Raw genomic sequence first — 25,627 nt, forward strand, 5'->3', positions numbered from 1 at the left:
ACAGAGGAAAGTATTGATGTTACTCGTAGATTCCCATTGCCACCTGGACAGGTTGAGCTATGGCAGCAAGCAGACTGACTTGGCCGATGTGTTGGCCAAGGCAGCGGCCCGCCAAGTTGGGTACTTTCTGTGTGTCAGCGTGACCCAGCAGCAATTTCCCGGCATGTTGGCAGCTATTGCACCCTATCCACAGGTATTTGCCTCTTGTGGCGTGCACCCTCTCAATCAGGATCCCGGCGTCGACGGGCCCTTGCTGCTAGAGCAGGCCAGGGATCCCCGGGTGGTTGCTATCGGCGAGACGGGGCTCGATTACTTCTACAGCCCTGAGAACAAAGAGGTGCAGCAAGCCTCTTTTCGGGAGCACATTCGCGTCGCGCGCGCCCTCAATAAACCGCTGATCATCCATACCCGTGATGCCCAGGATGATACGTTGCGCATCATGCGCGAAGAGGGGGCTGACTTGGTGGGCGGCGTACTGCATTGCTTCACCGAGTCCCTTGAAATGGCCGAGGCCGCCATGGCCATGGGGTTTTATATTTCCATCTCGGGGATAGTGACCTTCAAGAGTGCGGCGGCTTTGCAAGAGGTGGTCAAGGCACTGCCGCTTGAGCGGTTATTGGTCGAGACGGATTCGCCCTATCTGGCGCCAGTGCCGCACAGGGGGAGGGAGAATGAACCTGCCTTCGTGGTCGAGGTGGCTCAGTTTATTGCCGATCTGCGCCAGATCCCCCTGTTGGAACTGGCCCAGGTGACCAGTCGTAACTTCTTCGCGCTTTTCTCCCTGGCAAAAGCCTGACCAGCAGGCCCCAACTATCGGGGCCTGTTTCTTCAAATACCCGCTACATTGTCACAGATTGAAGAGATAATAGCGGGTCGTTATCTCTCACTTGTTGTTGAACTATCCCGCAATCCAATGTCAATAGGTGCCACCGCCCTGACCATCAGGGGGAAACGGGCATATACCAAAGGCCACTTCCTGGTCGCATCAATAATGAAATGGGGCTGATTTATGCCACGGAGTTGCCCTCATTAATCATTTCCTATGAGTATCGATAATATTCATTATCGATACTTGATGATGTGGGAAGATCCTGTAAGATCCCTGAAACTTCACATGAAATCATATGGTTATCAGTGACCTCTTCTCTTTTGCCAACGGCCGCTCCCCAGGGATTACAATCCGTCTTCGATACTCGGCTCAACAGTCGGGCACGCCGCTTCCTGCGCAGCGCCAAGGCCGAAACCACCCTCAACGCCTATCAGGCAGACACCCGCATCTTCGTGTACTGGTGCAAGTTGCAGGGGTTGGATCCCCTGGCCACGACGCATCTGGACATCATGAACTTCCTGGCGGATCAGGCTGATGGCGTATTGGCGCACTGGGTCTGGCTCGACAAGGAGCGGGGAAGGGGAGAACTGCGTAATGGTGAACCGAGAAAACCCGCGACCCTGGTTCGACGGCTGGCCGGTATTCGGTATGCTTTTCGTCAGAAGGGGATAGAGCCCATGCCGACCGAACACAGCGAAATCAAGGAGATGATGCGCGGCATAGTACGGCTTGGGGATACTCGAAAACGCAAAACCGGGGCCTTGACCCTGCAACCATTGGCACAAGTGCTGGACGCCATCGACACCGACACCCTGGCCGGTTTGCGGGATCACACCCTGCTGCTGCTGATGTTCAGCGGGGCATTGCGCCGTTCGGAAGCGGCCAGGGTAGCGGTTGACGATCTCGATTTCGTTGGTCAGGGGGTGAGGCTGCGGCTCAAACCCAGCAAACATCAGTTGCACGAGACCGAGATAGCCTTGATCCCGGGTCAGCAATATTGCCCCGTCAGGGCTTTGCGCCACTGGCTGGTGATGAGTGGTATCCAGCAGGGAGCACTGTTTCGGCGCATGACTCGCTGGGGACAGCTCATGCAGGAACCACTGGGTCCGCAAGGCATCAATCTGATGATCAAGCGGCGTACCGGCATGGCCATCGATGATCTCTATGTCAGTGGCCACAGCCTGAGGCGGGGTTTTATCACCTCTGCCGTGACCGCGGGCAAACCCATGAACAAGATCATTGAGGTCACCAGGCACAAGGACATGCGCACCCTGCAGGAGTACTTCGACGATGCCAACAAGTTCTCTGATCATGCCCTGCAAGGGTTGCTCTGAATCTTTACATGGTCACTTCGTGACGCCATTTGTTATGTTAAATAACCAGTGATAGTGAGATTGTTGTAACGGCATCTGGCAGGGGAGTCCATGGGGCAACCCACATTTTCCATCGGCACTTTTTTCTGATCCCCATAGCCCTTACTATCTGAGACCCAGGCAAAGAGATTGCAGCTCCCGGATTGAGGTCCAGCCACGCCTCTCCATGCATTGGCACGATCACCGGAGCGCATGAAAGCAGTAGCCGGAAGTGAGAGATAACATTTACGTTTTTGGAGTTTAAACCTATCCATGACCACACCAGTGAATCACCAGGATAAGCAGGCTGAGCCCCTGGATAATGCCCAGCGTCAGCGTCAACATGTGAAGCGAAAGCAGGAGACCCATAGCCGCCTGCAATGCTGGATCAGTCAACGCCATGCGGAGAGGCTGGCCGAACTCGGTGCGCGCCTCGAAGACAATCAAGCCTCACTGATAGAGCAGGCGATCGATCTGCTCTATCAACATGAGTCAGCCCCCGTGTCGGCCGAGATGCCCCATGCCGAGCTGGCCGAGTGTGAACCCGAGTCGGCTTGAAGGGACGATAAAAATAAGCATCGGGGTGATTGGCAGATCTCAAAGGGCAGAATAAAAAGAGCCAGGTACGAATTCCATGTACCTGGCATAGGGGAATTGGCTCTTTGCAGAGCCGTGCGCTAACTGGTCGCAGATAAAATAAAGCGTAGCCAAGGCAGATGGCTTTGCAAGATCTGGAAAAACTTTCAACCAGTGTGTAGGTTTTTAAGACTCAAACAGGTTTGCGTCACGCACCAGGTCTCGGGGCAGGGCATTCTTGATGCGGCTGCCAACCCACTTGCCCAGTCCCAGGGCATAACCCTGATACCTCAGGATCACTTCACCCTGGCCGCTCTCGCCATCCGGATGCAGATCCCGGCCCATCATGAACTCCCGCGCCTGTTCGCTGTCGAGCTCGACCCACCCCTTGCTGGCCAGATGTCCCTGGGCCAGGGCCCATTCATGAGTCAGTCGATATCCCTTCTTATGGGTCTGCGCCAACTTGAGGCCGATGCGATCCAGCCTGATCTTGTTCATCAGCCGGGGAGCGAAGGGCAGGGGGAACAGCCATATTTCGTCATCGCGCACGAACAGGCTCCCCTGTGGGATCAGGCCATAATCGCGGTCCAGTTCGGCGATCAAGGTCGCGGCATCCCGGCTGTCCATGGGCGTGAACGGGAAATTGCCCAGACGGCCCGGCTTGAACATGGGGTTGGCGACCGAGTGATGCTTGCGCAATCTGGCAACGAAAAATCCTTCACTATCATATATTTGTGGCCAGACATGCAGGTACCCCTCGGCGGTGGTGGCCTGCTCTGCGCCGGGGAAAAGATCCGCCAGCGATTCAACGCTCAGGGCATCCCCGAAGCGCTCGCCCATGAAACGGCAGATATCCTGATTCTCTTCATGGCTGAGGGTACAGGTGGAGTAGACAATGACGCCCCCTGGTTTCAAGGCATGGAAGGCACTCTCGAGCAGGGTTCGTTGCACCTCGGCAATGTCGTTGATGCTGGCCAGACTCCAATTGCGAAACGCCTGATCGTCCTTGCGCACCGTGCCTTCCCCCGAACAGGGGGCATCGAGCAAGATGGCGTCGAAGGTCTCCGGCAACCATTGACCGAATACCTTGGCATCGAAGTGGCTGAGCCCGATGTTGCTCACCCCGCAGCGCTGAACATTGGCGGCCAGCACCTTGACCCGGCTGCTGGAAAACTCATTGGCCACCAACATGCCCCGGTTCTCCATCAGCGCCGATATCTGGGTACTCTTGGAGCCGGGGGCCGCCGCCGCGTCGAGCAGCAACTCCGCCTCCTTCACACCGGCCGCCGCAAAGAGTGCCGTTACCGGCAACATGGAGCTCGCCTCCTGGATATAGAAGAGTCCGAGCAAGTGTTCGGCCGTGTTACCCAGGGGTACCGTGTCTTCATCGGGGCGGGTCAGCCAGAAGCCTGTCTCGCACCAGGGGACGGGATCGAGCAACCAGCCACGGCCCTGCATGCGGATCATGAAGGCATCTACCGTGATCTTGAGGGTATTGACCCGGATACTGCGGCGCAGTGGCCGGCGGCAGCTCGCCACGAACTCATCCATGGAGAGATGTTCGGGCATGATGGCGGCAATGTGAGTCAAAAACGCGTCAGGAAGTAGGGTATTGTCGTGCACTTGGCATCTCGCTGGCCCAAAAACAGGGGCGACATCATAGCACAAGTCGTGGCTGCAACCGAACGGCAGCGCCATGACGGCGATGCCATCGCCTCGGCGATCAGGGCTACCCGCAGACCGCCAATAAAAAGCCCGGCACTGGGGCCGGGCTTGGATCCTGATCGCCGATCAGGGCAGGAGGCGGGGGCTCCAGCCTAGCCACTCTTCATCGGCCTTTTCATAGAGAGGGAAGCTCTGGCCGCTGCGCACGCGAGCCCCCACGTTCTTCTCGGGGGTCGTGAAGGCAATGCCGCCCGCCACCAGACTCTGCAGGGTCTCCACCTGGATGGATCCACCGGTCAGCCCTATGTCGGCCTTGACCCCGGACACATTCCAGAAACGGCTGTTTTCCCGCACCAAATAGGCGTATTCCGGCTCGACCTGCACCTTGACCCTGACCTCGCTGCCATCGGGGGCGAGTGCCACCTGGCTCACGCTGCCGACCACCATCTTGCGAAACAGCAGCGGGCTGCCAACCGCCAAGCCATTGAGGGCCGGGCTCTTGAGGGTCAACATCAGGCCGGATTGCAGGGACTCATTCAGGGGGAAGCTCTGCTTGTTTGCTCCCTGGCCCGGCGCCGCCTCGATAAAGGATCCCTTCACCAGGGTATCGAGATTGGCCACGCCACCAAAGCCCAACTTAGCCTGCACCAGGGTAAAGCTGGCGCCAGATTGCAGGAAGCGGTCGGCATACTGTGCCTCGAGCTGAGCCTGGAAAATGACCTTGCCCAGGGCCGGATCCAATTTGACCGAGGCAATTTTGCCGATGTTGACCCCGCGATAGCGAATGGCGGAGCCAGCCCCGAGCCCGGGATTGCGATCGGCTATCAGGGCGAGAGGGCGCACCAGGGCCTGAGCCTGTTCCCTGTCTTCAAACAGCTGGCCATTGCCACGGGTTGCGGGAGAATTCGCAAACTCTATGCCGCCACGCAGCAGGGTGGCCAAATTGCCCGCCTTGATCCGCACGCCATCCAGGCCGATATGGGTGTCGATGGCCGCTTTTTTCCAGAACTGGGTCTGGTTGCCGATGAGGGGGGCATAGATGGCGTCTATCTCAAGGCCAATGCGCACCTCGCCCTCACGGACCTTGAGCTGACTCACCTTGCCCGCCTGCAACCCCAGATAAAGCACAGGGGTGCCGAGGGAGATGCCATCGGCCTGGCTGGCCGTCAACCACCAGGTCTTGGCCTTGGCCTTGGGTGAACCGAGCAGAGCCAGTTGCTCATCCGGATAGAGCAGATCAATGCGCGGTCCCTGACTCGCCTGTACCAGCTTGATACCGCCGGCGAGCCAGCTGGCAGCCGGGCTGGTCTCCACCTTGATGCCACTGAGATCGGCCTGGATCTGCAAGGGCGCGGCCCGGTAGAAACGGGCACGATTGAGCAGCCCCTTGTATGGCTCCTCTATGGTCAGTTTGACTTGGGCATTGCCGCTGGCATCCAGGGTGAGGGTGCGAATGTTGCCCACCGTCAACCCCTTGTACCAGACGGGTGCCCCTTCGCTCAGACCGGACAAGTCGTCGGTTTTGAGGGTCAGCGCCTGGCCACTGGGCGCCTTCTCGGCGCTCAATAGCAAGGTCCTGGCCCTGGGACCTGCCACATAATCGAGGCGGATGGCCGGGCCCGCCAGCAGGCGGTCACCATGTTCAAGCCCTGCCAGTGACAGATTGACGCTCTCCCACACCAGTCGGCTGGACTGAGTGATGCGAAACGCCTGCTCCGGGCTTATCAGGGCGCTGACCTCCCGACCATGATCGGTCAGACGAATGGGATCGACTCGGCCAATCTCTATTCCCTCATAGAGGATGGGCATCCCCTCTTTGACCGGCAGATCGCCCACCGACAAGGTGATGCGCTCGCCCCGGGCCGCCTCGGCCAGCCCTTTGTAGAGGCTGAAGGTCTGACCGCGCTCTGCCTGGGGGGAGTCCGAGGGGGAGTCGAAGGCAATGCCGCCACTCAGGATGGAGGAGAGGCTGCCCGCCTCGACACTGACCCCGGCCAGGCTGAAGTTGCCCTTGATGCCACTGATGTTCCAGAAACGGGTATCGGCCTTGATCAGGTGCTCGAAGCGCGGCTCGATGACCACATCCAGCACCACCTGCTTGTCTCCCTCATCGAGGCGGGTATTGATGACGCTGCCCACTTCCAGACCGCGGAAATAGAGCTTGGCCCCAATGCCGACTGAACCGAGAGAATCGGCACTCAGGTGCAGGGTGCGTCCCTGAGCCTGATAGCCCGGGGGAGGGCCATCGAGGGCATCGAACTCGTCATCGGGAGGATTGCTCTCCTTGCCCGGCATGACATTGATGTAATTGCCCGATACCAGGGTATCGAGTCCCGAGATCTCGGTCAGTGACGCCTTGGGGCTTACCAGCCAGAAGCCGGTACCTTTGCGCATCAGCTCCCGTGCCCGGCTGTCGATTTTGGCAAGCACCGTTATCTTGCGGCCATCTTCGGCCAGGGCCAGCTCCTGCACGACGCCAATGGCGACCCCTTGATAACGCAGTTGGGTTTTGCCCGGCAAGATACCGTTGCCCTGCTCAAAGTTGACACGGATGAGCTGACCACTGCTCTGATATTGCTGATAGAGAAATCCCCCCGCCAGCAAGAGCGCGATGAAGGGCAGCAACCAGACCGGTGATAACCAGCGATGTTTCTTGATGACGGGTTCAGCCCCGACCATACCGACTCCTTATGGGCCGCAATGACGACCATCCAACGAAAAACTGACCCATCAACGCGCCGCCTTGTCCCACAGCAGCCGGGTATCCAGCATGCGGGCCGACAACATGGTGAGCAAGACAACACAGGCAAAGGCGGTGGCCCCCGGGCCTGCCCGCACATTGAGCAGCACGCCGCGATCGACCAGGGCAACCATGAGCGAGATGACAAACAAGTCCAACATGGACCAGCGGCCAATGAAATCGATGATGCGATACATCACCAATTGACGACGACGGCGCACCGGCTTCTTGCGCTGCAACTGCCAGCAGATCCAGCCCAGCCCCAGGATCTTCATGATGGGCACGACGATGCTGGCGGTGAGCACTATGGTGGCGATGCCGGACATCTTACTGCGATAGAGGGCCATGATACCGCTGAAAATGGTGTCCGATTGCAATAACCCCTTATTGTAGAAGTGGGTAATGGGCAGGAGGTTGGCCGGCAACAGCATAAAGGTCGCCAGGGCCAGCAATCCCCATGACCAGAGCAGGGAGTATGGGGTGCGCACATGCAGGGCACTGTGGCAACGGGGGCAGAGATGACCCGCCTCGAAGCGCACCAGCAATCCGCAGTGGTGACAGCGGCACATGCCGAGTTCACGGGCGCTGGTCATCGCGCCCCCTCGGCACAAACCTGCCTGGCAGGCATGCCCACGGATTCAAGGTTCCCCATCATGCTTGACCTCAGTGCGGGGCTTATCGAGCTCGACTTTTTCCCAGTAAGGGGCGGGGTTGAACAGGATCAGCAGCGTCATGTTGAGCAACATCAGGATAAACAGGCTGAGCAGGCCACCGCCCAGGCGCACATCCGCGATGTCGATCAGCTTGAACAGCGCCACCAACAGGCTGACCAGATAGACCTCCAGCATGGCCCAGTGACGAAACACCGCCACCGCTTTGAGGGTCGGGGAAATGGTGCCAAGCCGTGTGGCCAGCCCGGAGGCGAGGGCAAAGATGCCGACCAGCAGCCCGGTCGGCGCCAGCACAGCGCACCAGAACACCAGGGATGCGACCAGATACTCATTGGCCTGCCAGAGCATATGAATGCCCCGCAGCAGGGTCGCCTGGGAGTTTTCGCCAGCGAGTCGCAAATAGAGCAGGGGTTCGAAAAATGCCGAGGGCAGCAGCAGCAGCCCTGTGATACTAAGCGCCATCAACTGGGAGGGACGAAACGCATAGCGACCATACAGATGCTGATGGCAACGGGGGCAATGGGCGTGACGGCGCAGCGGCAATAACTTACGTTCGATCAGCAAGTCACAGGCCGGACAGACGATCAGGTTATTGGGATCCGACATACGTTTTAACCTGTTGAAGGAGTTGGTGAAATTTACCCTAAAACCGGGTTGCTGTCTTGCCTGTCACATCAGTGCCACGAAAGTACCATCAAGGTCAGCCCACAGGGCTCCGCAGATAATCGAAGCCAACACAGGAAAGGAGCCATGATAGCCAGCCCATCCCTTCGGCCGAGAGCTTCTTGCCAGCCCCAATAATGTTGAGCTGTCGCCCATGGCCAACCCCACGACGCTGCGGTTCACCTCTCCTTGCTGGTGGACAGATCCCGTTGACGCTTTACGTCGGCTGAACCGGTGCAGGAGAGGGGCTTTTGAATCCAGGCTTTCCCCCCATTGACTCAATGAAGGCGCTTTTGGAAAGTCATGTTGCACCACTGTATATTCATACATATACTTTCCCTACCATCGATGAGGAGAAAACCATGGCCGTTGAGATCAAATACGTTGTTACACGTGGGGGAGTAGAGAAGATGACCTTTGCCAGCAAGAAGGAGGCCGATGCCTATGACAAGCTGCTCGATACCGCAGACGAGCTGATGTCACTGCTGGGGGACGCACCGATTGCACTCGATGCCGCCCAGCAGGAGAGCCTGGCTTTCTACCTGGCCGAACAGCGGGACCTGCTGCAGAACATATTGCGCGGCGGCAAGGCCCAGCCAGTCGTGGCGAAAGAGGAGAAGAGCAAAGAGAAGCCGCTCAAGAGCGTCGCCTGACAGGATGGGGGGAGGGGGATGCTCATCTTGTCCCCCGCTACCCGCTCGATAAGCGGCCCGCTTCCTCTCTCTTTTGCTTAACGCCTCTGCCGCTTAACGACTCACTCATTTGACACGCTGCCATGTCACACCCAGTAGCCAACCGGCGGGAGAGTCACCGGTGGCGAGCAGTAAACACTGAGCCACCCTTCGGCCAGGACGGGAGCGCACTCCCTCATGCCGCCGAACCAGGCCGCTCACCCATGACGATCAGCACGCGGCCGTCCTGTGGCAGCCAGTCCGCCCATTCGCAACCGTGAATATGCACGCCATTGCATTTATCATCATTTTTAAAGCTATTTACCCCGAGAATTTTCTAACCAAAGCGCATTTATAATCACCTAATTGCATATCAGTGGCACTCTGTTTCGCAGAAGCGGCTGTTCAGCGAGGATTGGTTGTATTTCCGCTTCATTCAGGCAAAGACATGCAGATACCGATCCCACTCCCGCCCGCCATGCCCCTGTTCGACGGGCTCGCCTATCTGGAGGCGGGTAATGCCCAGGTAAATCTCCACCTGGCTCAGCTCAGTCTCAATCAGGTGCCAGATGCGGGCCTCGTCTACGAGCTTGCCGTCGACTGGCTGCTCGAACAGCGCCACAGCGAAAACAACTACAAGACCTATCGCAGCGAGCTCACCACCTTCCTGCACTGGTGCTTCAGCGAGCTTGCCGTCAGTCCGAAGGATCTGACCCGCCGCATCATGATGCGCTATCTCGACTACTGTCAGGCGCCGCCCCAAGCCCTGATCGCCTATCGTAATGTGGCGCAGTTTGTCAGCGACAAGGAGTGGGGGGAGCGGTTGCCCAATCCTCAATGGCGTCCCTTTCTCGGTAAACGTGAACTGGGCCGCGAGTTGCCTTACCGCCTGAGCGAGCAGGCCATGAAGACCAAGCTCGCCATCCTGTCGGCCTACTTCCAGTTCCTCATCCAGGAGGAGTACATGGAGAGAAATCCGGCCCTGCTGCTGCAGCGGGTCAAGCGTCCCACATCCTGCGATGCTGGCGAGCAGGCTCAGGCATTCAGCGAGCTGCAATGGTCCTATGTGATGCAGGCCGTCGATAAATTGGCCCAAGAGCAGCCCGATCAACACGAGCGGACCCGCTTTCTGATCTGCCTGATGTATGCCTGCTATCTGCGTATTTCTGAAGTCGCGGCCCGGCCCGGCTTCACCCCGGTCATGAGCCAGTTTCGACGGGATGCCAAGACGGGGGTCTGGGGTTACTTTATTCCCCGCAGCAAAGGTGGAAAACGGCGCACCGTGGCCGTCTCCCAGGCACTGCTTGAGGCTCTGACTCGCTATCGGCGCTTCCTGGGCCTGAGCCCTCTGCCCACTCCCGACGAGCAGACGCCGCTCTTTGTGCGCCACAAGGCCGCCGCCCATGGCCGCGAGCAGGGCGAGCTCAATGCCAACCTCGGCATTCGTCAGCTGCGCGATCTGGTCGATGCACTCATAGGCGCGGCGGCCGACTTGGCCGAAAATGATGGGTTTGCCCAAGATAGCGCCGAAATGCGCGTACTGACCGCGCACTCCATTCGCCATACCGGCATCACCCATGACATCAATCTCAATGGGCGGCCTCTCTCCCATGTGCAAGCCGACGCGGGCCACGACAGCATAGATACCACCTCCAAATATTTGCATACCGCCAACAGCGAGCGCCATGAGAGCGCGGTGAGCAAGCAGCTCGACCGCCTGCAAGGCGATAAGTAGGGATGCACACAGTCGTGAGAGATAACCATTTCAAGCAATGGATACTGCAGGGCAATGAGGAAGCCCGTGAGTGCAGATGATGAGATGGGGTAGGGCGAACAGAGATGTCCGGCTGAGCGGTATCCGCTTTAGACGAGCCGTGGCAGGGAAGAGTAGCCACCTCCATCCTTTGCCCTGAAAAATAGGCTCAAGGGTTTCGATGACTGGGGAAGGGGAACGCCACAGCACCTCACAGGGTTTCCGCCAGCCCCCGGGTCGTAATACGGGGGTATTCAATCCTCACATGTTCAACTCAGCCACGGGGCAGGGGTGTTATCTCTTACAAGTTAGGTTTTTTCTCATTAATGGCTTGGTTTGCAAGCAACAGCCCCAATATCCGTATGGAGCATGTTGCTCATATCTAAGGAGAGGGCAATGCCTCATTTATCGGTCGGCGATAAAGTAAAATATCAAGATATTCATATGATTGTGCATTTCATTTCCCACGATGCAGAGCAAATAACATGCATTTATAGGACTTCGGATTTCCGTGTTCATTCGATCGTGTTGAATGCTCGTTTGCTGGAAAAGCGTTAAAAATGGACCATTTTGATGCCGATAAATCCAGTTATCGGCGTTACCAACGCAGCAAAGGGGCTTAGCCCTTCATTTCTATAGAATAGGTGATTCTAATGACTCTTTCGGCTAACGCAGAACGGCTATTAAACTCTTGGCTTTCAGGTGCTTGGCACTCTTCGCACGATCTGGATATGAATCGTTTCTACAAGTTTGTTGGGCAATATGCAGCAGATCATGGTCATGTGTTAGATGAATCCGCGCTTTTGCAAAAAATCATTGGCATTCTTGGCATTTCAGACCACCCAGATCTGATTGAGATTGCCCGCGAGCGCATTTCGTTGATGTACAACATTCTCGATTTCCTGAAGGCTACAGGCCGATAACTACAAGGCATTTGAATGAGTGATACAGCAGAGAAAATCCTGAACCTTGATGCAAGGCAGAAGGAACTTGAAACAGAACTTGAAGCTATGCGGTTAGCTGGCAAATCACCTCAAGAGCTGGCAGTGAAAACCAGAGAGTATCTGGATGCGTACCATGCTTCGAATAATGAGGCGCTTCCGCACGTTCGGCCTTATTCCGACGATAAATAGTAACCAAGGGGCCTCCGGCCCCTTACTCATGCCCCCAAGCCTGACTGCGCATAATGTGGCCGCGGTATTATGTTGAGGGTTTTCCCCCTGCGATAATCCCGAAGGGGCAGGGGGACGCGACTAGGCAGGGACGTGGGACAGCTTGCTGGCATCGTCCCAACGCCGGAGCGCCCGTAACATAATCCGCATTTATGCGCAGTGACAAAGCGCCATATAACAAAAAGGGCCGCTATGGGCCCTCTGTTTAGTAGTAGCGATCCCTTCTCCACCACTTAAATCCGAATCCTGCTGCTGCGATGGATATGCTCATAAGCCACTGCCAAGATGACTTGCCATACCATGCAGGCTCGATAAAGAGCGGTTCACCATAACGACCACCGGCCCAGTGATTGAGAATTGGAGATAGCACCAATATCATGCCACCCAGCAACAGGGGCCATGTATCGCTAAATTTCCCCAAGATGTCTTCTTTTTGCAGGAAAACAGTAACCCCGAAAAGAACTACCCATATCAGCATGCCTGGTACAGTATCTATCGCCACTTTCCAAGGCACGCCGAATACCGACACGATCCCCCAAGTAAACAAGGCCAGTATCCCGCCACTGATTACTAGTACATCTGAACCATCATTGTTACGACTCATCAAATCCCCCCTATTGAGTACCGGAACGGCTAATACTGTACAGATACACAGGATTCCCGCAAGTCCCAATATACACAATAAAGAAGGGGGCTATGAGGCCCCCAGAGGTGATGACTACTCGTCGCCTTCGCTATCTTTGAGGTCTCTGAGCTTCTCTAAATCTTTAAGGAAAAACCGCTCACTCACTCTCATCGCCTGGAGACCAGCAATCAGTTTCGCAATGACGATTATCTCATCATCCTTCAGCGTTCTGATGTTGTAGAGGCTGAACATGGCCGCTTCTGCAACCTTGTTTCTCCGGCCATCGAACATGAGCTTCCCTTTTTTCACCATGTCCTTGTCTTCGCCAAACATGAGATAGACGGGTGACTCTTGGGTTGCTTCCGCGATCTTCTCCAACTCACTCGCGTAAACGTCCCTTTTGCCAGATGCGATACGTTTGAGTGTCGTTATGTTGACCCCAGTCATCTCCTCAATGCGTTCATATGTAGAGTGGGTTGTTATGGCCGTTTTGATGCGCTCAGCCCTTTGTAGGTCGGTCATAGTCTCTTCATCATGTTGCTGGGTGGGTACACCAGTCATTCTACCCTCCTGTTTTTTCCATTCTCGCCAAAGGATCTTATTTGACACTATCTAGTGTCATTTGCCTTGATTCTAGCACAGGCTCTCACGTAACATATGTGACACCCTTTAGTGTCTATATTGGTATTGCCAAGGTTTCTCGTGATAGACCTCCTCAAGCTCGATTTACCCTTCAAAAGCGAATGGCAGTTGGTATCTCCAACGGCCGATCATCGCTCGGGGGTCTATATCGATCTGGAACAGGTCGCAAAGCAGGGGAGGTTAAAGCTCTCCGCAATGGCTGTTGAGTATGAGATTGATGGGGATTTGACCGTTTCTGGCCTGTCCCATCCCTTCGAGTCACTGCCAAGCCACTTCGGTAGCCTTGCAATGAAGATCCATCAAGGGGGCAGCAACCGCCTGCCAGGGGTTGAACTCAAAGCCTCTCCGGCAAAACTGCTTCAAGGTCACAACGTGTTCGGCCCAACGAGTATCGAGCTTTGCTCGACCGAACTGCTGGCAACACTGGCATGCGCCTGCCCTGAACTGTTTGAAATGCTGGACATCCCAAACACCACCCTTGAATGGATCGACGTAACGTTCTCCGCCCGGGTCAATACCGAAGAGCAGGGGAAACAGGTCATTTCTGCACTCAAGAACATCCGTTCCGGACAGACCAAGCAGAGCAGGATGAACCGGGATCATGAAACTACTGCCGAGTGGAACACCGGCAGCCGCCATCGTTCCTTGAAAGCCTATTTGAAGGGCCCTGAGTTCCAGCGGCAGCTGGCCGAGTACACAAAGAGCCTTCAAAAACAGCCGAAAAATGAGTCACTCCGCCGCTGTGTTGAGGTCATGAAGAACCCAGCATTGCAGCTCTATGCGAGCCTTTGCGTTCGCTTTGAAGCCCGATTGAAACAACGGGCACTGACCAAACATGGCGTCCCGTTCAAATTGTTTGACGCCATCCAGTACCAAAAAGACTACGAGCAAGACGGCCGATGTTTGATTGCCGATCTATGGAAAGCCGCATTTAAAGAACTATTTAATGCCCTGGGGGAACAGCCCATGAAGGTCTACACCGATGACGAGATCCGCAACGCGCTCTACACCAGTTACCAGCGCATCACCCCGAAGGGAAACACCAGCTATGCCAAGGCCCAAAGGGTGCATGGCTTTTATCGCCGGCTGCTCAACGAAGGCTATGAGACCGTCTATCGCAGCATGAGCCGGGAGACCTTCCGCCGTCATCTCACCGACTTGATGGCCGTGGGCCTGACCAAGGCACAGTTGCAAAATCTCTCTGGCGAAGCCTCCAACGTGGTACCGCTAATCCAGGTAATCAATATCGATTTTGGCCGGCAGCACCCCGACTGGTATGTCGAGCCCATCAGCACCTTGGATCGTATGGCAACAGCGGCCCAGCCGACCGAGGTGGTCACCATCGAGCGCGACGAACTCGGCGGACCCAAGGTCACTCGAACCTTCATCGACCCAATACCCCCAGTACCAGGGGCCATACCGCCCCGATCATATCCCTCATCACCTGGGCATCGGCTCAGGGCTGTCAGTTAAGGAGTGTCATTCGTGATTGATTTGCTTACCGCTCAAGGCGTTATTGTCCGTGGCCGCATGCTCGGTTCCCGTCAGCAGCAAACCCAGGGGAAAAATGGCCCTGTCACTCGCCACGAAATAGGGATAGCCATCAGCCGATCTAATGGCTTCGGCGGCTTCCAGGAAGAGCAAATTGTGATCCGGGTTCCCAACGCCCTTGCCCAATCAGGCATCCCGCTGCAAGCCAACAGCATGACTGACAAACTTGTCGAGATCCCTGTTTGGCTTGAAGCATGGTCTGGTCAGCGTGGTGCCAACGTGACCTACCACATGAGCAATGATGCGGCTCTTCGCGAAGTCACCTCGTTTTCGCATGAGAAAAACAAGGTGTGATCGATGGCTCTCAAGTTTCTTAAAAAGAATGTTAATTGGGAGGAGGGGACAACTCCCGTTCTACAGGCTCATTCAAGTGATGGGCGGCATTATCTGACCAGCTCCATACCAGGGATCATATTTCACTACGTTGATAGTGACTTGGTATATGTCGGCAATACAGTTATTAACACTGAACAAGAATTGAAACAGGTAATGAAGACTCTTTATCGCTCGTGGGAATAACACCATAGGCAAAAATGGCTTATTGCATCGCAGTTAATGAACAGGGGTTTCTGTATCAAACAGACACCCCTGTAAAAGAATGTTCCTCTATGATAATCCAAACCGTAGAGGAATATAAACAATCCACCGTTGATATAGCACCATCAGACATCGCCATTATGTTTTCATGGGCGTTCGGTGCTGTTGTCATTATCGGGTGGTTTCCTGGCTTCGCTATTGGTGTGGCTAAAAAAGTAATCAATATTATGTGAGGTATTAGTGTCTCTGTTCAAAAAAATAATCCCCGCTATTATCGCTGTCGCTTCCACTCCCGTTTTTGCTGAGGGAGAGTCTGCTCTGGATCAAATGTTTGCTGCTGTTAACTTCAGCAGCGTTGTTACTTTTGTTGCTAGCGCGGGGGTTACTATTGTCGGTATCGCCTTGGCAGTTAAAGGTATCTCCTTGGCCAAGCGCTTGGTCAGCAAAGCCTAATGACCGCTTCCTTTGCCTATATCGTCTTCATGTCGTCAATTATTACGATAGGGGGACTATCAGGAATGGCGTTCGTTATGGGGATGAAGGGGGCATAAGCCCCCTTTTCTAACTGAACGTTTCGCATGCGAAAAATTTAGCCGCTAAATTTCTTGGAGCACCATATGTGGCGCAGACTCCTTGTTTACTCATTGTGTTTTCTCACCGCCTGGCTACCTGTCAACCAAGCGCGCGCGTTCTTACCAGCATTTGCCCCCGTGGTGATGGCTATGGCCGAACAGGCCGCAATCTGGACGGGCAGAACCCTAGCTACTCGTCTGGCCGTCCAGTACGCCGCGGGCGCTGCTGCTGTTACTGCTGTTGCAATATCAACTCCGCCGTTGCTTAAGAACTTCGCAAAGGAGGATTTGAAGATCGACCCCTACGGTATGCTTTCTTTCCAGCTCAAGCGTTACGGGATAACTCTCAATGGTGATAGCCTTGATAACGTCAAACGTTGTGACTTTTCTTCTTCAGGATTTCTTGATTGTGATCTTATGAAGGAGTTCAGTTACTCCCCCTACGCCGATTCAACCCCAGTTTCTAGCTGTATTCCTCCAGACAGATTTACAGGCCTTCCTGACCCTTCCAGAAATAAAAGTGATGACTCCTATTACAAGCAAGGTGACAAAGCCTTAGATATGGCCACCTGTGTTTCTTATATCACTGAGGAAGCCAACAGCGTCCTTTCAATCCGAACATCACAGTATTTGGATACCAACCCGACATGTAAGTTCTACCGTGAGGATGTGACCCCGCCAAACAATACTATTGTTCGATTTTTTAACCGCTGTGAGGCCAACCCCTTATCTAAGGTTTTCTTTGGTGTTTCAAGTACGAACTACCGCTATGCCTATGATGTTGACATTGTCGTTAATGAATACAGAAATGACACAATGGTTAAATCATCCGTTGTAACTTCTGCCGTTTCATATGATTACCAAACTGCTTTGCTTAAAGTTGAGTCAACTAATAAAGAAGAGGTTTTGGAAGAGTCGGTAGCGAGTGTTCTCGATGGTGTCAGCGTTGATGGTACTATCCCTGATCACTATTTGCAGGACATGAAAAATCCAGGCGCCCGCCTTCCCAAGCCTCACCTGGTAGATAACTCGGTTGTTATTCCGGTTAAGCCTGATAACCGCCCAGACTTCGACATTATTGGGACACCTCCCGTTGTATTACCATCGGGTAAGCCACTACCTCCCGTCACTGACCCAATATATGGTGATGCCATTAATTCCGTTATCACCGGCAAACCGACTACAGACCCAGATGCAGGCGCAATTGCAGGCGGCGTAATTCGCCCTGTTATCACCGGCCCTCAACCAACCGTTCCAAGTGAAGGTAGCAATACTGGATCAGGCTCTGGGACGGGTACAGGGTCGGGAGCTGGTTCTGGGACTGGCTCGGGAACCGGTACGGGTTCCGGCACTGGCACTGGCACTGGCACTGGCACTGGCACTGGCACTGGCAGCATACCCAGCTCTGTTACCGTCTCCAACCTTGGCGGCCTGGAATCTCGTCTCGACCGCACCAATCAGCTATTGGCTACGACCAACGCCGTTGACCTTCATGGCGTAGAAACACGCATTGATGAAACTAACCGGCTGCTTTCCGACACCTTCACAACCAGCGTCCCCGCACAAACTCTGCCCGATACCGCGCAGGGAACCTCTTGGTGGAAGTCTCGTTATCCCGCAGGGATGGCAGGTGTATGGAGCGGATTCACGCAAGAGCTGCAACATACCGCGCTTTTTGACTGGCTTAATGGCTTCCGCCTACAGCTGTCAGGGGGAGGGGAATACCCTACCTGGACAATCTGTTTTGACATGGGATTCGCTGACTTCGGCTGCCATCAACTGACCGTGCCGCCGAATGTCTGGATAGCCATTCGTGCTTTCGTCATCTTCTGCGCCGGCTTGCTGGCCAGGCGTTTAGTGTTCGGCGGCTAAGTCCGCGCTGCTTGATTTTCTCATGCGAAAAATGAGGTGCTCTCATGCTTGATTGGTTTGCTCACCGCTGGAATGACTTCCTGAACCTGCTCTATTCACTGCTGCTCTCGCTCTTTGACATGCTCAAGGATTTGGCCTGCTTCCTCTTTGAAGCGATCTTATCGATTGTTCACCTGGCTATCTCCGGCCTTGGCTCCATGCTCGGGGCCATGAACATTATTCAATACTTCTCCATGCTCCCCGCTGATGTGCAAAACATCATGGCCATCGCGGGGGTGAATGATGCCTCAGCCATCATTGTGACGGCGATTGGCGTTCGCCTGATCCTCCAGTTGATCCCCTTCACCAGACTCGGTTCATAAGGAGGCGACATGGCGCTAAACATCATTGTTGGCCGTCCCGGCTCGGGCAAATCGTATGAAGCTGTCGCATTTCACGTGATCCCAGCCATCAAGGAAGGGCGTCGGGTGGTCACCAACCTGCCGTTGATGATGGATCATCTGATCGCCGTGTTTGGCGAAGAGGTGAGGGATCTCGTTGAGGTTCGTCAGGATGGCTTTAGTCGGGAACACGGCACCATCAAGGCCTTCTCTGATCCCGAGCACTTCACCCAGGAGGAGTGGCGCAACGAGCAGGGGCAAGGCCCGCTGTTTGTCATTGATGAATGTCATTTCCAATACCCCCGAGCAGGGCGTAACAAGAAGGCGAGCGATGACCTTATCAACTGCCTGGAATATTTCTCCATGCACCGTCATTACGGCCACGACATCCTGTTCATGACCCAATCCCTGGGGAAGGTGCACAAGGATCTGCGTGACATGATCGAGATCCAGTTCTTGGTCAGCAAACACGCCGCTGCGGGCTCTGATAAAACCTACACCCGCAAAGTGCTCGATGGCGCAGGGGCTCGCGCAACCTGCCTCTCTGAATCTGTTCGCCGGTACGACAAGACGTTCTTCCCGTTCTACAAGTCCCATACCCAAACAGAAGGCAGTGTTCAGGAAGCCAAAGCCTCCGACATTGTGCCGCTGTGGAAAAGGTGGTGGTTGTGGCTGGCGGTGATCCTCATCTTCATCGGTGTCCCGATGAGCGTAAAATCCCTGTTCAATATGCTGGGCAGTGATGACCCAGCGCCGGTATCTGTACCGGTAGAGCAGGCTACAGCCCCCTCAGCGGCGTCTGGCACCGAAGCGAAGGCCGTGGCACCAATCATGCCGACCAGCTCCGCTAAAAGCGTGCAGGAAGCCCCATTCTCCAAGTTTGAGATCACCATCACCGGCTGGGCGGATACATCCTACAAGGACAACACCGGTAAGTTTCATACCCAGTTTGAGTACTACCTGGAGGCCAAGGGCAGCAACGCCTATTCCTTCTCAATGAAACTGAGCGACTTAATGATGGCCGGCTATCAGGTCTATTCCCTTGGGCCTTGTCTGCTGCGCTTGGTATATGATGAACGGGAGCATTTTCTGTACTGTCAGGGCAATAAGCCCCAGCAAGAAAACTCGGCAACGATGGCACTCGCTGCGCTTCCCCTGAACTAGCGCCACCACGTATTCCAGGAACAACCTTGAGAAGGGGCCCCCGCTTGCGGGGTAGTGTCTCAAGGTTGGTCATGGGCACCGCGTTTCGCATGAGAAACTTTTGCGCATGCGCAATTTCTCGTTGGCCCCATCCATTCGCTGCCAGGCTCTCATTTTCGGCTAGGGGGGGGTGATTATGCGTAGGTCATCCCTCTAGGTGTTCATCGGCGATGCGGCTCGGCTGAGCAACTTGTTGCTCTGATGAGACGTATCCAGCAAGCGCAGCACGCTGCTTTTGTGAACAAAATCGGCTCTTGCGCGCGCTAGATGCCCTGCGCTGACCCTGGGGGGAGGGGGCATCCGTGGCCCCAGAGTCCACTGTCTTTAATAGTGGACTCTTGTCTCAAAATGGGACATTTGTGGTTTCAGAATATCGACTAAGGGGAGGGGGTATGTCTGATCATTGGGATGACTACTTTAACCAGGAAAAGGCACCGCCTGACTTTCTGGTTGAGCGAGAAGATGTTGTGGGCGAGGGGACTTTGGCGGATCAGTTGGCCAACTTGGCCGACCTCTACATTGCCAAACAGCAGGGGAACCGGATGGCCGGTCTTGCTGACTTGGGTGAGGATCTTCTTAAGCTGGCCGAGACTGGCATTCGTGACGGTTCATCGTCATGCGCTGGATTGGTAAAGGAATTGTGCCGCAGAACCGACTGAACACCGCCTTGTTATCTCTCACGTGATGCCGATAACGCTATTTATCGGCATCAATGCTCAAGGGCATACATGGCCCTTTATTAGAGCGCTATGTAATGAGCAGAAGAATACATCACACTCACTGCTCTTATCTTCCAGTGTGGCAGACATGTCTAGGCTACACGACCTTTTAGTGTCGGATGTAATAGAGCAGAGAAGCACACCACACTCCGTGTCTGATCTCTCTTCTTGTTTCGCAAACCTCTGCCCACCAATCACGCTATAACCCAAGGATAATGCCATGATCAATACCTACAACAGCCAAGCTCGTGACACGTTGGATGTTCCTTCGTTTGACTGCACCGGATGGAGCTTCAGCGTTACTCCTAAGTGTCTTTCATTTGGCCGATTCACCTTGCTCATCATTGCTCATCCCGAGTGTCAAAATGCTCTAGTTGAGTTTTTCGAGGCTCAACAGAAGAAATCAGCAAAGGACCGGTGCTATGTAACAGCAACTACTGATGATAAAGGATCAAGCATCCAGCTTACTGTTACTGAGGAAGGCATGCAGATTTGTTCTGATGATCGAAAGTTCGAGCTCATAGCTACGATGAAAGATCGTAAATACAGCTCAGCTATTCAATCCAAACAACTTTGAACAAACATCTAGTCAACCACGGGGCCTCCGGCCCCTTTGTTCTATCAACACTCGTCATTGCGCATAATGTATATTATGTTAAATCACATATTCCATTTCCTGTTACGTATATCTGAACTGTGTATAATGGCAACAATTGCTTCCTCTCTCCGACCGGATGTCTTAAGTGGCTGAATTAAAATCAGAACAACTGAAACCCGCTTTTGCGATTGACCGTTTTGTTCCCTTGAGCGAACTTGAACCCATTCCCTTCGCCGCCTTGCAACCCAGAGCCATCTCCGCCATCAAACGCCTGGCCAGTTTCGATGGCGATTGCCCGGTGATGCTGATCAACGGCTTCCCCGGCGCAGATTACGAGCAAGTGTGCCGCATCCTGATTGCCGATACCCATGGCAAGGATGGCGATCTGTTTGACCTCTGCTACACCGAGAATCTCAACAACCCGTACAAGCCTATCTGGCTGCGCCTACAACCTGGCTCCGGGGTCGAGTTTTGCCAAATGGTTGGCGAACTGCTCAAGTTGATGGGCCATCATCTGGATGCCGAGCGCCTCGTCACTCGCATCATGCGCAAGCAGAAAAATGACCCCAAGATAGCCGATTTTCTCTCGGACTTGGCGGCGCATGTCGCCCTCGGCCTCGAATTTCAGCACCCTGTACTCATCAACCTGCTTATCCATCACGACGAGCAGCAAGCCCCCGTGGTCTATGGCCGCGATCTCAACTGGGACACGCTGTTTGGCTCCATCAACTATCAGACTGAGCAAGGCTCCGTCTATGCCAACCAGCACCTGCTGGAGCCGGGGCTGATGCGTGAAGCCAATGGTGGCTATCTCATCTTGCAACTCGATGAGCTGCTCGATCAGCCTCATCTCTGGTTCAAGCTCAAGAATGCCATCTTCAAGGGCGAGCTGGACTGGAATGCCTATCAGGAAGGCAAGACGCTGACGCCTTTCTTTACCCCTGAGGCCACCCCCATTCGGCTCAAGCTGATCCTGGTGGGCGACAGGCTCGAAGTGGCCGAGTTCCAGATGCTGGACAGAGACATGTCCGAGCGGATCTTCCTGCGGGCAGACTTGGTTTCCGAGGTCGAAATCGACGATGAACTGCCCGACTTTCTCGGCTATCTGGCCTGGATCCGGCAACGCTGGTCGCTGCTCGACTTTACCCCGGCAGCCCAGGCCGCACTCTGTCGCCATGCCAGCCGACTCTGCGACCATCAGGAGTGGCTCTCTCTCTCCGAGGTACAGCTCACGGCCCTGATGCGTCTGGCCGACAGCCTGGCCCGGGAGTTCGAGGCCCAGATCATCGACCATGACCATATTGTGCACGCCCTGGCCGAGCAGGATTATCGCCTCAACTATCTGGTCGAACAGTCCGATCAGGGCGTCATCGATGGCCAGATCCTGTTGCAGACCGAGGGGGAAGAGATTGGCCAGATCAATGGCCTCTCCGTCATTCAGGTTGCCGGCCACCCCTATGATTTTGGCGAACCGGTGCGCCTCACCGCCACCGTTCACCTGGGGGATGGCGATGTGGCGGATATCGAACGCAAGGCGGAGCTGGCTGGCCATATCCACGCCAAGGCGATGATGATCATTCACGGCTACCTCTCCAACAAGTTTGGTGCCGAGAACCCCTCCCCGCTGTCAGCCAATCTGGTGTTCGAGCAGTCTTATCATGAGATTGACGGCGACAGCGCCTCTCTGACCGGGCTCTGTGCCCTGCTCTCCGCCCTCGCCCGTCAACCCATCTATCAGCACTTCGCCGTCACCGGCGCCGTCGATCAGTTTGGTAATGTGCAGGCGGTCGGTGGAGTCAACGAGAAGATTGAAGGCTTCTTCCGGGTATGCCAGATCCACGGTCTCAATGGTAAACAGGGGATCTTGCTGCCAGGCACCAATGCTCAGCAGCTCAACCTCTCCGATGAGGTGATCGCCGCCGTCGAGCAGGGCCTGTTCCATATCCACCCGGTGGATCATGTGGAAGAAGCCATCGAGATGCTGACAGGCTGCGTGGCTGGCGAGCCGGACATGGCCGATACCCTGTTTGGCCGGATCCAGCAGCGGCTGGACGATCTTAACGGCACCTTGCCAAAAACAGGCATAATGCGCACCATACTGGGCCGTCTGTTTGGCCATTAACAAGTGATCGGAGTTGTTTAGCGCACAAGTGTACGCTAGATTGGCTCCGCTTTGACTCATATGAAGGATACACAGCGTGACCCAAGATAAAACCGCCTCCGCAGCTCCCCTCTCCCTGTGTGAACAAGGCAAGAGCTCGTTCTCTCGCGAAGAGCTGCTCGCTTGCAGCCGTGGCGAACTGTTCGGTGAAGGTAACAGCCAGTTGCCCGCCCCCAACATGTTGATGATGGATCGCATCGTCACTATCAACGACAACGGCGGCGAGCACGGCAAGGGTGAAATCGTGGCAGAGCTCGACATCACGCCAGACCTCTGGTTCTTCGATTGCCACTTCCCGGGTGATCCCGTCATGCCGGGCTGTCTGGGTCTGGATGCCATGTGGCAACTGGTTGGCTTCTTCCTTGGCTGGAAAGGTGGCCCCGGCAAAGGCCGCGCCCTGGGCGTGGGTGAAGTGAAATTTACTGGCCAGATCCTGCCGACCGCCAAGAAGGTCAGCTACAAGATCACCTTCAAGCGTGTCATCAACCGCAAGCTGGTAATGGGCATTGCCGATGGCGTGGTCGAGGTGGATGGTCGTCCCATCTACAGCGCCACCGATCTGAAAGTGGGTCTGTTCAAGGACACCACCAGCTTCTGATATCGCCGCCTTGCGCGCACGATACGCAATGCAAAGGGGCCTGTCGGGCCCCTTTCCTGTCTTTGAATGGTGATGAAGTCACTACTTCATGAAGAGTCCTGAACTCCGTCCTTCCATGGCATCACGCCACCCTCCCAGCCAATGGCCACGAGCGTCCAGACACTGATACGGACAAGATTCGCTATTTTTACCGACAACGCCTGCCTGATAACCGCGAGCGCGAGCTCTTTCCAGACGGTCCCGTTTTTGTCTCTTCATATTCTACAACCCTCTTCGTTGAACGAAAAAAGCGACCAATTTTTCATCGGTCGCTTTCATCATTAACGCAAGGATAAAGGCAGGTCAAACAAAAATTCCGATGCTAATCAGGCCATGTGACACAAGACACTGAACTGCATTAAATTTTTATGACTCACTTTTTTAGCCTCGACGACGCAGCCAGGCAAAGGGCAGACCCAACAGAGTCAACCAGAACAGGCTGCCACCACCACCGCCCTCGTCACCATCCTGACCAGTCTGGTTGACGACCGGAGGATTGGAGACAACGCGATTCGCCGGTACACCTTCGTAGTTGGTGCTATCCGGGCTCAGCTTGATGCTGACTACGCTCGCATTGATGCGGTTATTCAGATCGCTCTCATTGGCGTAACGGAAAGCCGTCGCCGCTATGGTGCCATCGGGGCTGATGCCACTGGCATAAGCGATATGGTAATAGACACCATTCTGGCTGCAGCTCTTGCTGCCGGCATCATTCAGACCACAGATGAGATCGTTCAGGTACCAGTTGTTGCCATTGGCGGCGCTCAGCAGGAAGGCCTCCTGCATGCGGTTGGTACCGCCAGTCACCGGCTGGGTCTGATGGCGAGAGTCACGCCAGCCAACCACCATGTTGTGATCGTTGATGGCGGCCGCTTCCGAGTTGGCACCGTTGATCGGCTTGTCCTTGAGGGGCACGCTGGCGTTGCTGCTCGGGCTGTTCAGGTTGAAGACAAACATCTCGGTCGGGCGGTTCTGGCCCTTGTTGGTGCCAAAGCGCTGGTTACCGATGACGTAGCCATTGGCGTTGACGCCGCTCGCCCAGCTGCCGCGCAGGCTGGCATCGCTGTCATCAGGTTTCCCCTCTGACAAGGGGATGGCGGTGGTGGCGCCAGTACTCTTGCTGGCCAGATCCAATGTCCAGTAAGTGGCCAGATCCAGGCTGTGCTCCGACACTTCCTCGTCGGTGGCAGAGTAGCCCACGGCAACCCAGCTGCCATCCTTGAGCTTGACGGCCTGAGCGGCAGAGGCGGTCTGCACCATGTTGCTGTCATTGTCGTAATAGCTGCCCGGCTGGAACAGGCTCACGGCACCATTGTCCACCAGCCAGAAGGCGGCCTGGGTGTCGGTACCGGGGCAATAACGGTAGTCACCGAAGTTGTCGTCATCACCGTTGAAGCAATCTTTGTATTCGTCGGTGTCGACCTTGCGGTTTTTGCCGGTGGCCGCAGTGCCGGTGATCAGATACTGGCTGCCACTGACCTGCGCCACACTGGTGGCACTGCTCAGCACGTTGGTGCTGTTGACCTTGTAGTTACCTTCCAGAGCCACCTGATTGCCGCTATCGATAACGGCAAAGGCGGTGCGGCTATTGGCCAAGTTGTTGACCGCATTCTTGCTCGCCTTGTAGCCGACGTAGGTGCCGCTCTCCGGGCCCATGGCCACGGCAAGGCCATCGGTCTCGCTGCCAGAAACCCCTATGCTGTCGCGCTGGGAGGTGGCATCGAGGAAATCACGGCGCCAATCAAAGCCAAAGTTCGCATTGTCTTCCCAGAAGGCGTCACAGACATCCCCAGAGAGGATGCAATCCTGCTCGAAGCGGAATCTGTCCACCAGGAAGTCGGAGAAGGGAGTGGTCGAGAAGAAATTTCCCGCATCATTCTTCGGCTTCACCGCCAGCACACTGTTGTCCGCGCTGATCCCGGTCGCATAGCCCTGCCCCACTTCCGTTATCTTGAAGAAGGGGTTCTGTGCCGCCTGCGCATTGAGGCTGGCGCCGACCAGTACGGCCAGTATGGATAATTGCTTTTTCATCTACGTC

General features: G+C 55.3%; 26 protein-coding genes. 18 read left to right on the forward strand and 8 right to left on the reverse strand.

What is annotated here, in order from left to right; all coding sequences use genetic code 11:
- Positions 1-16 precede the first annotated feature (16 nt).
- The 3 genes from M2366_RS10250 (at position 17) to M2366_RS10260 (ending at position 2,739) form a co-directional block, all read left to right on the forward strand.
- On the forward strand, positions 17-796 hold the full coding sequence (locus M2366_RS10250) for a TatD family hydrolase (RefSeq protein ID WP_224432909.1): 780 nt from the start codon (positions 17-19) through the stop codon (positions 794-796).
- 425 nt (positions 797-1,221) lie between these two features.
- Entirely contained in the window at positions 1,222-2,163 is a 942-nt protein-coding gene (locus tag M2366_RS10255) for a site-specific integrase (RefSeq protein WP_224432991.1), read from the forward strand.
- 291 nt (positions 2,164-2,454) lie between these two features.
- Positions 2,455-2,739, forward strand: a complete 285-nt coding sequence (locus tag M2366_RS10260) for a RepB family protein (protein WP_259269632.1) — start codon at positions 2,455-2,457, stop codon at positions 2,737-2,739.
- 204 nt (positions 2,740-2,943) lie between these two features.
- On the opposite strand, the gene rsmF is transcribed toward M2366_RS10260, so the two are convergent.
- From rsmF to M2366_RS10280, 4 genes are all read right to left on the reverse strand, one after another.
- Positions 2,944-4,380: a 16S rRNA (cytosine(1407)-C(5))-methyltransferase RsmF gene (gene rsmF / locus M2366_RS10265; protein WP_259269633.1), complete on the reverse strand. Its 1,437-nt coding sequence runs from the start codon at positions 4,378-4,380 to the stop codon at positions 2,944-2,946.
- Positions 4,381-4,548: 168 nt separating this feature from the next.
- Positions 4,549-7,101, reverse strand: coding sequence for an MlaD family protein (locus M2366_RS10270; protein WP_259269634.1), 2,553 nt, complete (start codon positions 7,099-7,101; stop codon positions 4,549-4,551).
- A gap of 51 nt (positions 7,102-7,152) precedes the next feature.
- Positions 7,153-7,755 carry a paraquat-inducible protein A gene (locus M2366_RS10275; protein WP_259269635.1) on the reverse strand — a complete coding sequence of 201 codons (603 nt, stop codon included), beginning with the start codon at positions 7,753-7,755 and terminating at the stop codon, positions 7,153-7,155.
- 45 nt (positions 7,756-7,800) lie between these two features.
- On the reverse strand, positions 7,801-8,439 hold the full coding sequence (locus M2366_RS10280) for a paraquat-inducible protein A (RefSeq protein WP_042042476.1): 639 nt from the start codon (positions 8,437-8,439) through the stop codon (positions 7,801-7,803).
- 419 nt (positions 8,440-8,858) lie between these two features.
- Here M2366_RS10280 and M2366_RS10285 point away from each other — a divergent pair, with 419 nt between their 5' ends.
- The 4 genes from M2366_RS10285 (at position 8,859) to M2366_RS10300 (ending at position 12,053) form a co-directional block, all read left to right on the forward strand.
- Positions 8,859-9,149: a YebG family protein gene (locus M2366_RS10285; RefSeq protein ID WP_259269636.1), complete on the forward strand. Its 291-nt coding sequence runs from the start codon at positions 8,859-8,861 to the stop codon at positions 9,147-9,149.
- 496 nt (positions 9,150-9,645) lie between these two features.
- Positions 9,646-10,902 (forward strand): site-specific integrase, encoded by a 1,257-nt coding sequence (locus M2366_RS10290; protein WP_259269742.1) that lies wholly within the window; start codon positions 9,646-9,648, stop codon positions 10,900-10,902.
- Positions 10,903-11,651: 749 nt separating this feature from the next.
- On the forward strand, positions 11,652-11,843 hold the full coding sequence (locus M2366_RS10295; RefSeq protein WP_259269637.1) for a hypothetical protein: 192 nt from the start codon (positions 11,652-11,654) through the stop codon (positions 11,841-11,843).
- 15 nt (positions 11,844-11,858) lie between these two features.
- Positions 11,859-12,053, forward strand: coding sequence for a hypothetical protein (locus tag M2366_RS10300; protein ID WP_241344492.1), 195 nt, complete (start codon positions 11,859-11,861; stop codon positions 12,051-12,053).
- Between the two features lie 244 nt (positions 12,054-12,297).
- Here the strand turns inward: M2366_RS10300 and M2366_RS10305 are convergent, their stop codons facing one another.
- Both M2366_RS10305 and M2366_RS10310 read right to left on the reverse strand, forming a co-directional pair.
- A complete protein-coding gene (locus M2366_RS10305) occupies positions 12,298-12,696 on the reverse strand; it encodes a hypothetical protein (protein ID WP_259269638.1) in 399 nt (132 codons plus the stop codon).
- A gap of 114 nt (positions 12,697-12,810) precedes the next feature.
- A complete protein-coding gene (locus M2366_RS10310) occupies positions 12,811-13,278 on the reverse strand; it encodes a helix-turn-helix transcriptional regulator (protein ID WP_071287626.1) in 468 nt (155 codons plus the stop codon).
- 141 nt (positions 13,279-13,419) lie between these two features.
- On the opposite strand from M2366_RS10310, the gene M2366_RS10315 reads away from it, so the two are divergent.
- The 11 genes from M2366_RS10315 to fabA all read left to right on the forward strand — a co-directional run bounded on the left by M2366_RS10315 (position 13,420) and on the right by fabA (position 23,550).
- Positions 13,420-14,832 carry a phage/plasmid replication protein, II/X family gene (locus M2366_RS10315; protein ID WP_259269639.1) on the forward strand — a complete coding sequence of 471 codons (1,413 nt, stop codon included), beginning with the start codon at positions 13,420-13,422 and terminating at the stop codon, positions 14,830-14,832.
- A gap of 12 nt (positions 14,833-14,844) precedes the next feature.
- A complete protein-coding gene (locus M2366_RS10320) occupies positions 14,845-15,204 on the forward strand; it encodes a DNA-binding protein (protein ID WP_259269640.1) in 360 nt (119 codons plus the stop codon).
- A 314-nt stretch (positions 15,205-15,518) separates the two neighbouring features.
- Positions 15,519-15,680 carry a hypothetical protein gene (locus M2366_RS10325; protein ID WP_259269641.1) on the forward strand — a complete coding sequence of 54 codons (162 nt, stop codon included), beginning with the start codon at positions 15,519-15,521 and terminating at the stop codon, positions 15,678-15,680.
- 7 nt (positions 15,681-15,687) lie between these two features.
- The gene (locus tag M2366_RS10330; protein WP_259269642.1) at positions 15,688-15,900 is read left to right on the forward strand and encodes a hypothetical protein; all 213 of its coding nucleotides are present in this window, start codon (positions 15,688-15,690) and stop codon (positions 15,898-15,900) included.
- Positions 15,901-16,064: 164 nt separating this feature from the next.
- Positions 16,065-17,891, forward strand: coding sequence for a hypothetical protein (locus M2366_RS10335; RefSeq protein ID WP_259269643.1), 1,827 nt, complete (start codon positions 16,065-16,067; stop codon positions 17,889-17,891).
- 44 nt (positions 17,892-17,935) lie between these two features.
- A complete protein-coding gene (locus M2366_RS10340) occupies positions 17,936-18,253 on the forward strand; it encodes a DUF2523 family protein (protein ID WP_047440322.1) in 318 nt (105 codons plus the stop codon).
- A 9-nt stretch (positions 18,254-18,262) separates the two neighbouring features.
- Entirely contained in the window at positions 18,263-19,435 is a 1,173-nt protein-coding gene (locus M2366_RS10345; protein WP_259269644.1) for a zonular occludens toxin domain-containing protein, read from the forward strand.
- A gap of 431 nt (positions 19,436-19,866) precedes the next feature.
- Positions 19,867-20,133 (forward strand): hypothetical protein, encoded by a 267-nt coding sequence (locus M2366_RS10350; protein WP_224432885.1) that lies wholly within the window; start codon positions 19,867-19,869, stop codon positions 20,131-20,133.
- Between the two features lie 280 nt (positions 20,134-20,413).
- Positions 20,414-20,770, forward strand: coding sequence for a hypothetical protein (locus M2366_RS10355; RefSeq protein ID WP_259269645.1), 357 nt, complete (start codon positions 20,414-20,416; stop codon positions 20,768-20,770).
- Positions 20,771-20,936: 166 nt separating this feature from the next.
- Positions 20,937-22,913 (forward strand): Lon protease family protein, encoded by a 1,977-nt coding sequence (locus M2366_RS10360; protein ID WP_259269646.1) that lies wholly within the window; start codon positions 20,937-20,939, stop codon positions 22,911-22,913.
- A 115-nt stretch (positions 22,914-23,028) separates the two neighbouring features.
- Positions 23,029-23,550: a 3-hydroxyacyl-[acyl-carrier-protein] dehydratase FabA gene (fabA, locus tag M2366_RS10365; RefSeq protein ID WP_198135282.1), complete on the forward strand. Its 522-nt coding sequence runs from the start codon at positions 23,029-23,031 to the stop codon at positions 23,548-23,550.
- An 81-nt stretch (positions 23,551-23,631) separates the two neighbouring features.
- Here the strand turns inward: fabA and rmf are convergent, their stop codons facing one another.
- Positions 23,632-23,808: a ribosome modulation factor gene (gene rmf, locus M2366_RS10370; RefSeq protein WP_005905568.1), complete on the reverse strand. Its 177-nt coding sequence runs from the start codon at positions 23,806-23,808 to the stop codon at positions 23,632-23,634.
- Positions 23,809-23,970: 162 nt separating this feature from the next.
- Positions 23,971-25,620, reverse strand: a complete 1,650-nt coding sequence (locus M2366_RS10375; protein ID WP_259269647.1) for a DUF3466 family protein — start codon at positions 25,618-25,620, stop codon at positions 23,971-23,973.
- Positions 25,621-25,627 lie beyond the last annotated feature (7 nt).

Origin of the sequence: Aeromonas sp. BIGb0405, from assembly GCF_024807335.1 — a bacterium.
GTDB classification, from domain to species: Bacteria; Pseudomonadota; Gammaproteobacteria; order Enterobacterales; family Aeromonadaceae; genus Aeromonas; species Aeromonas rivuli.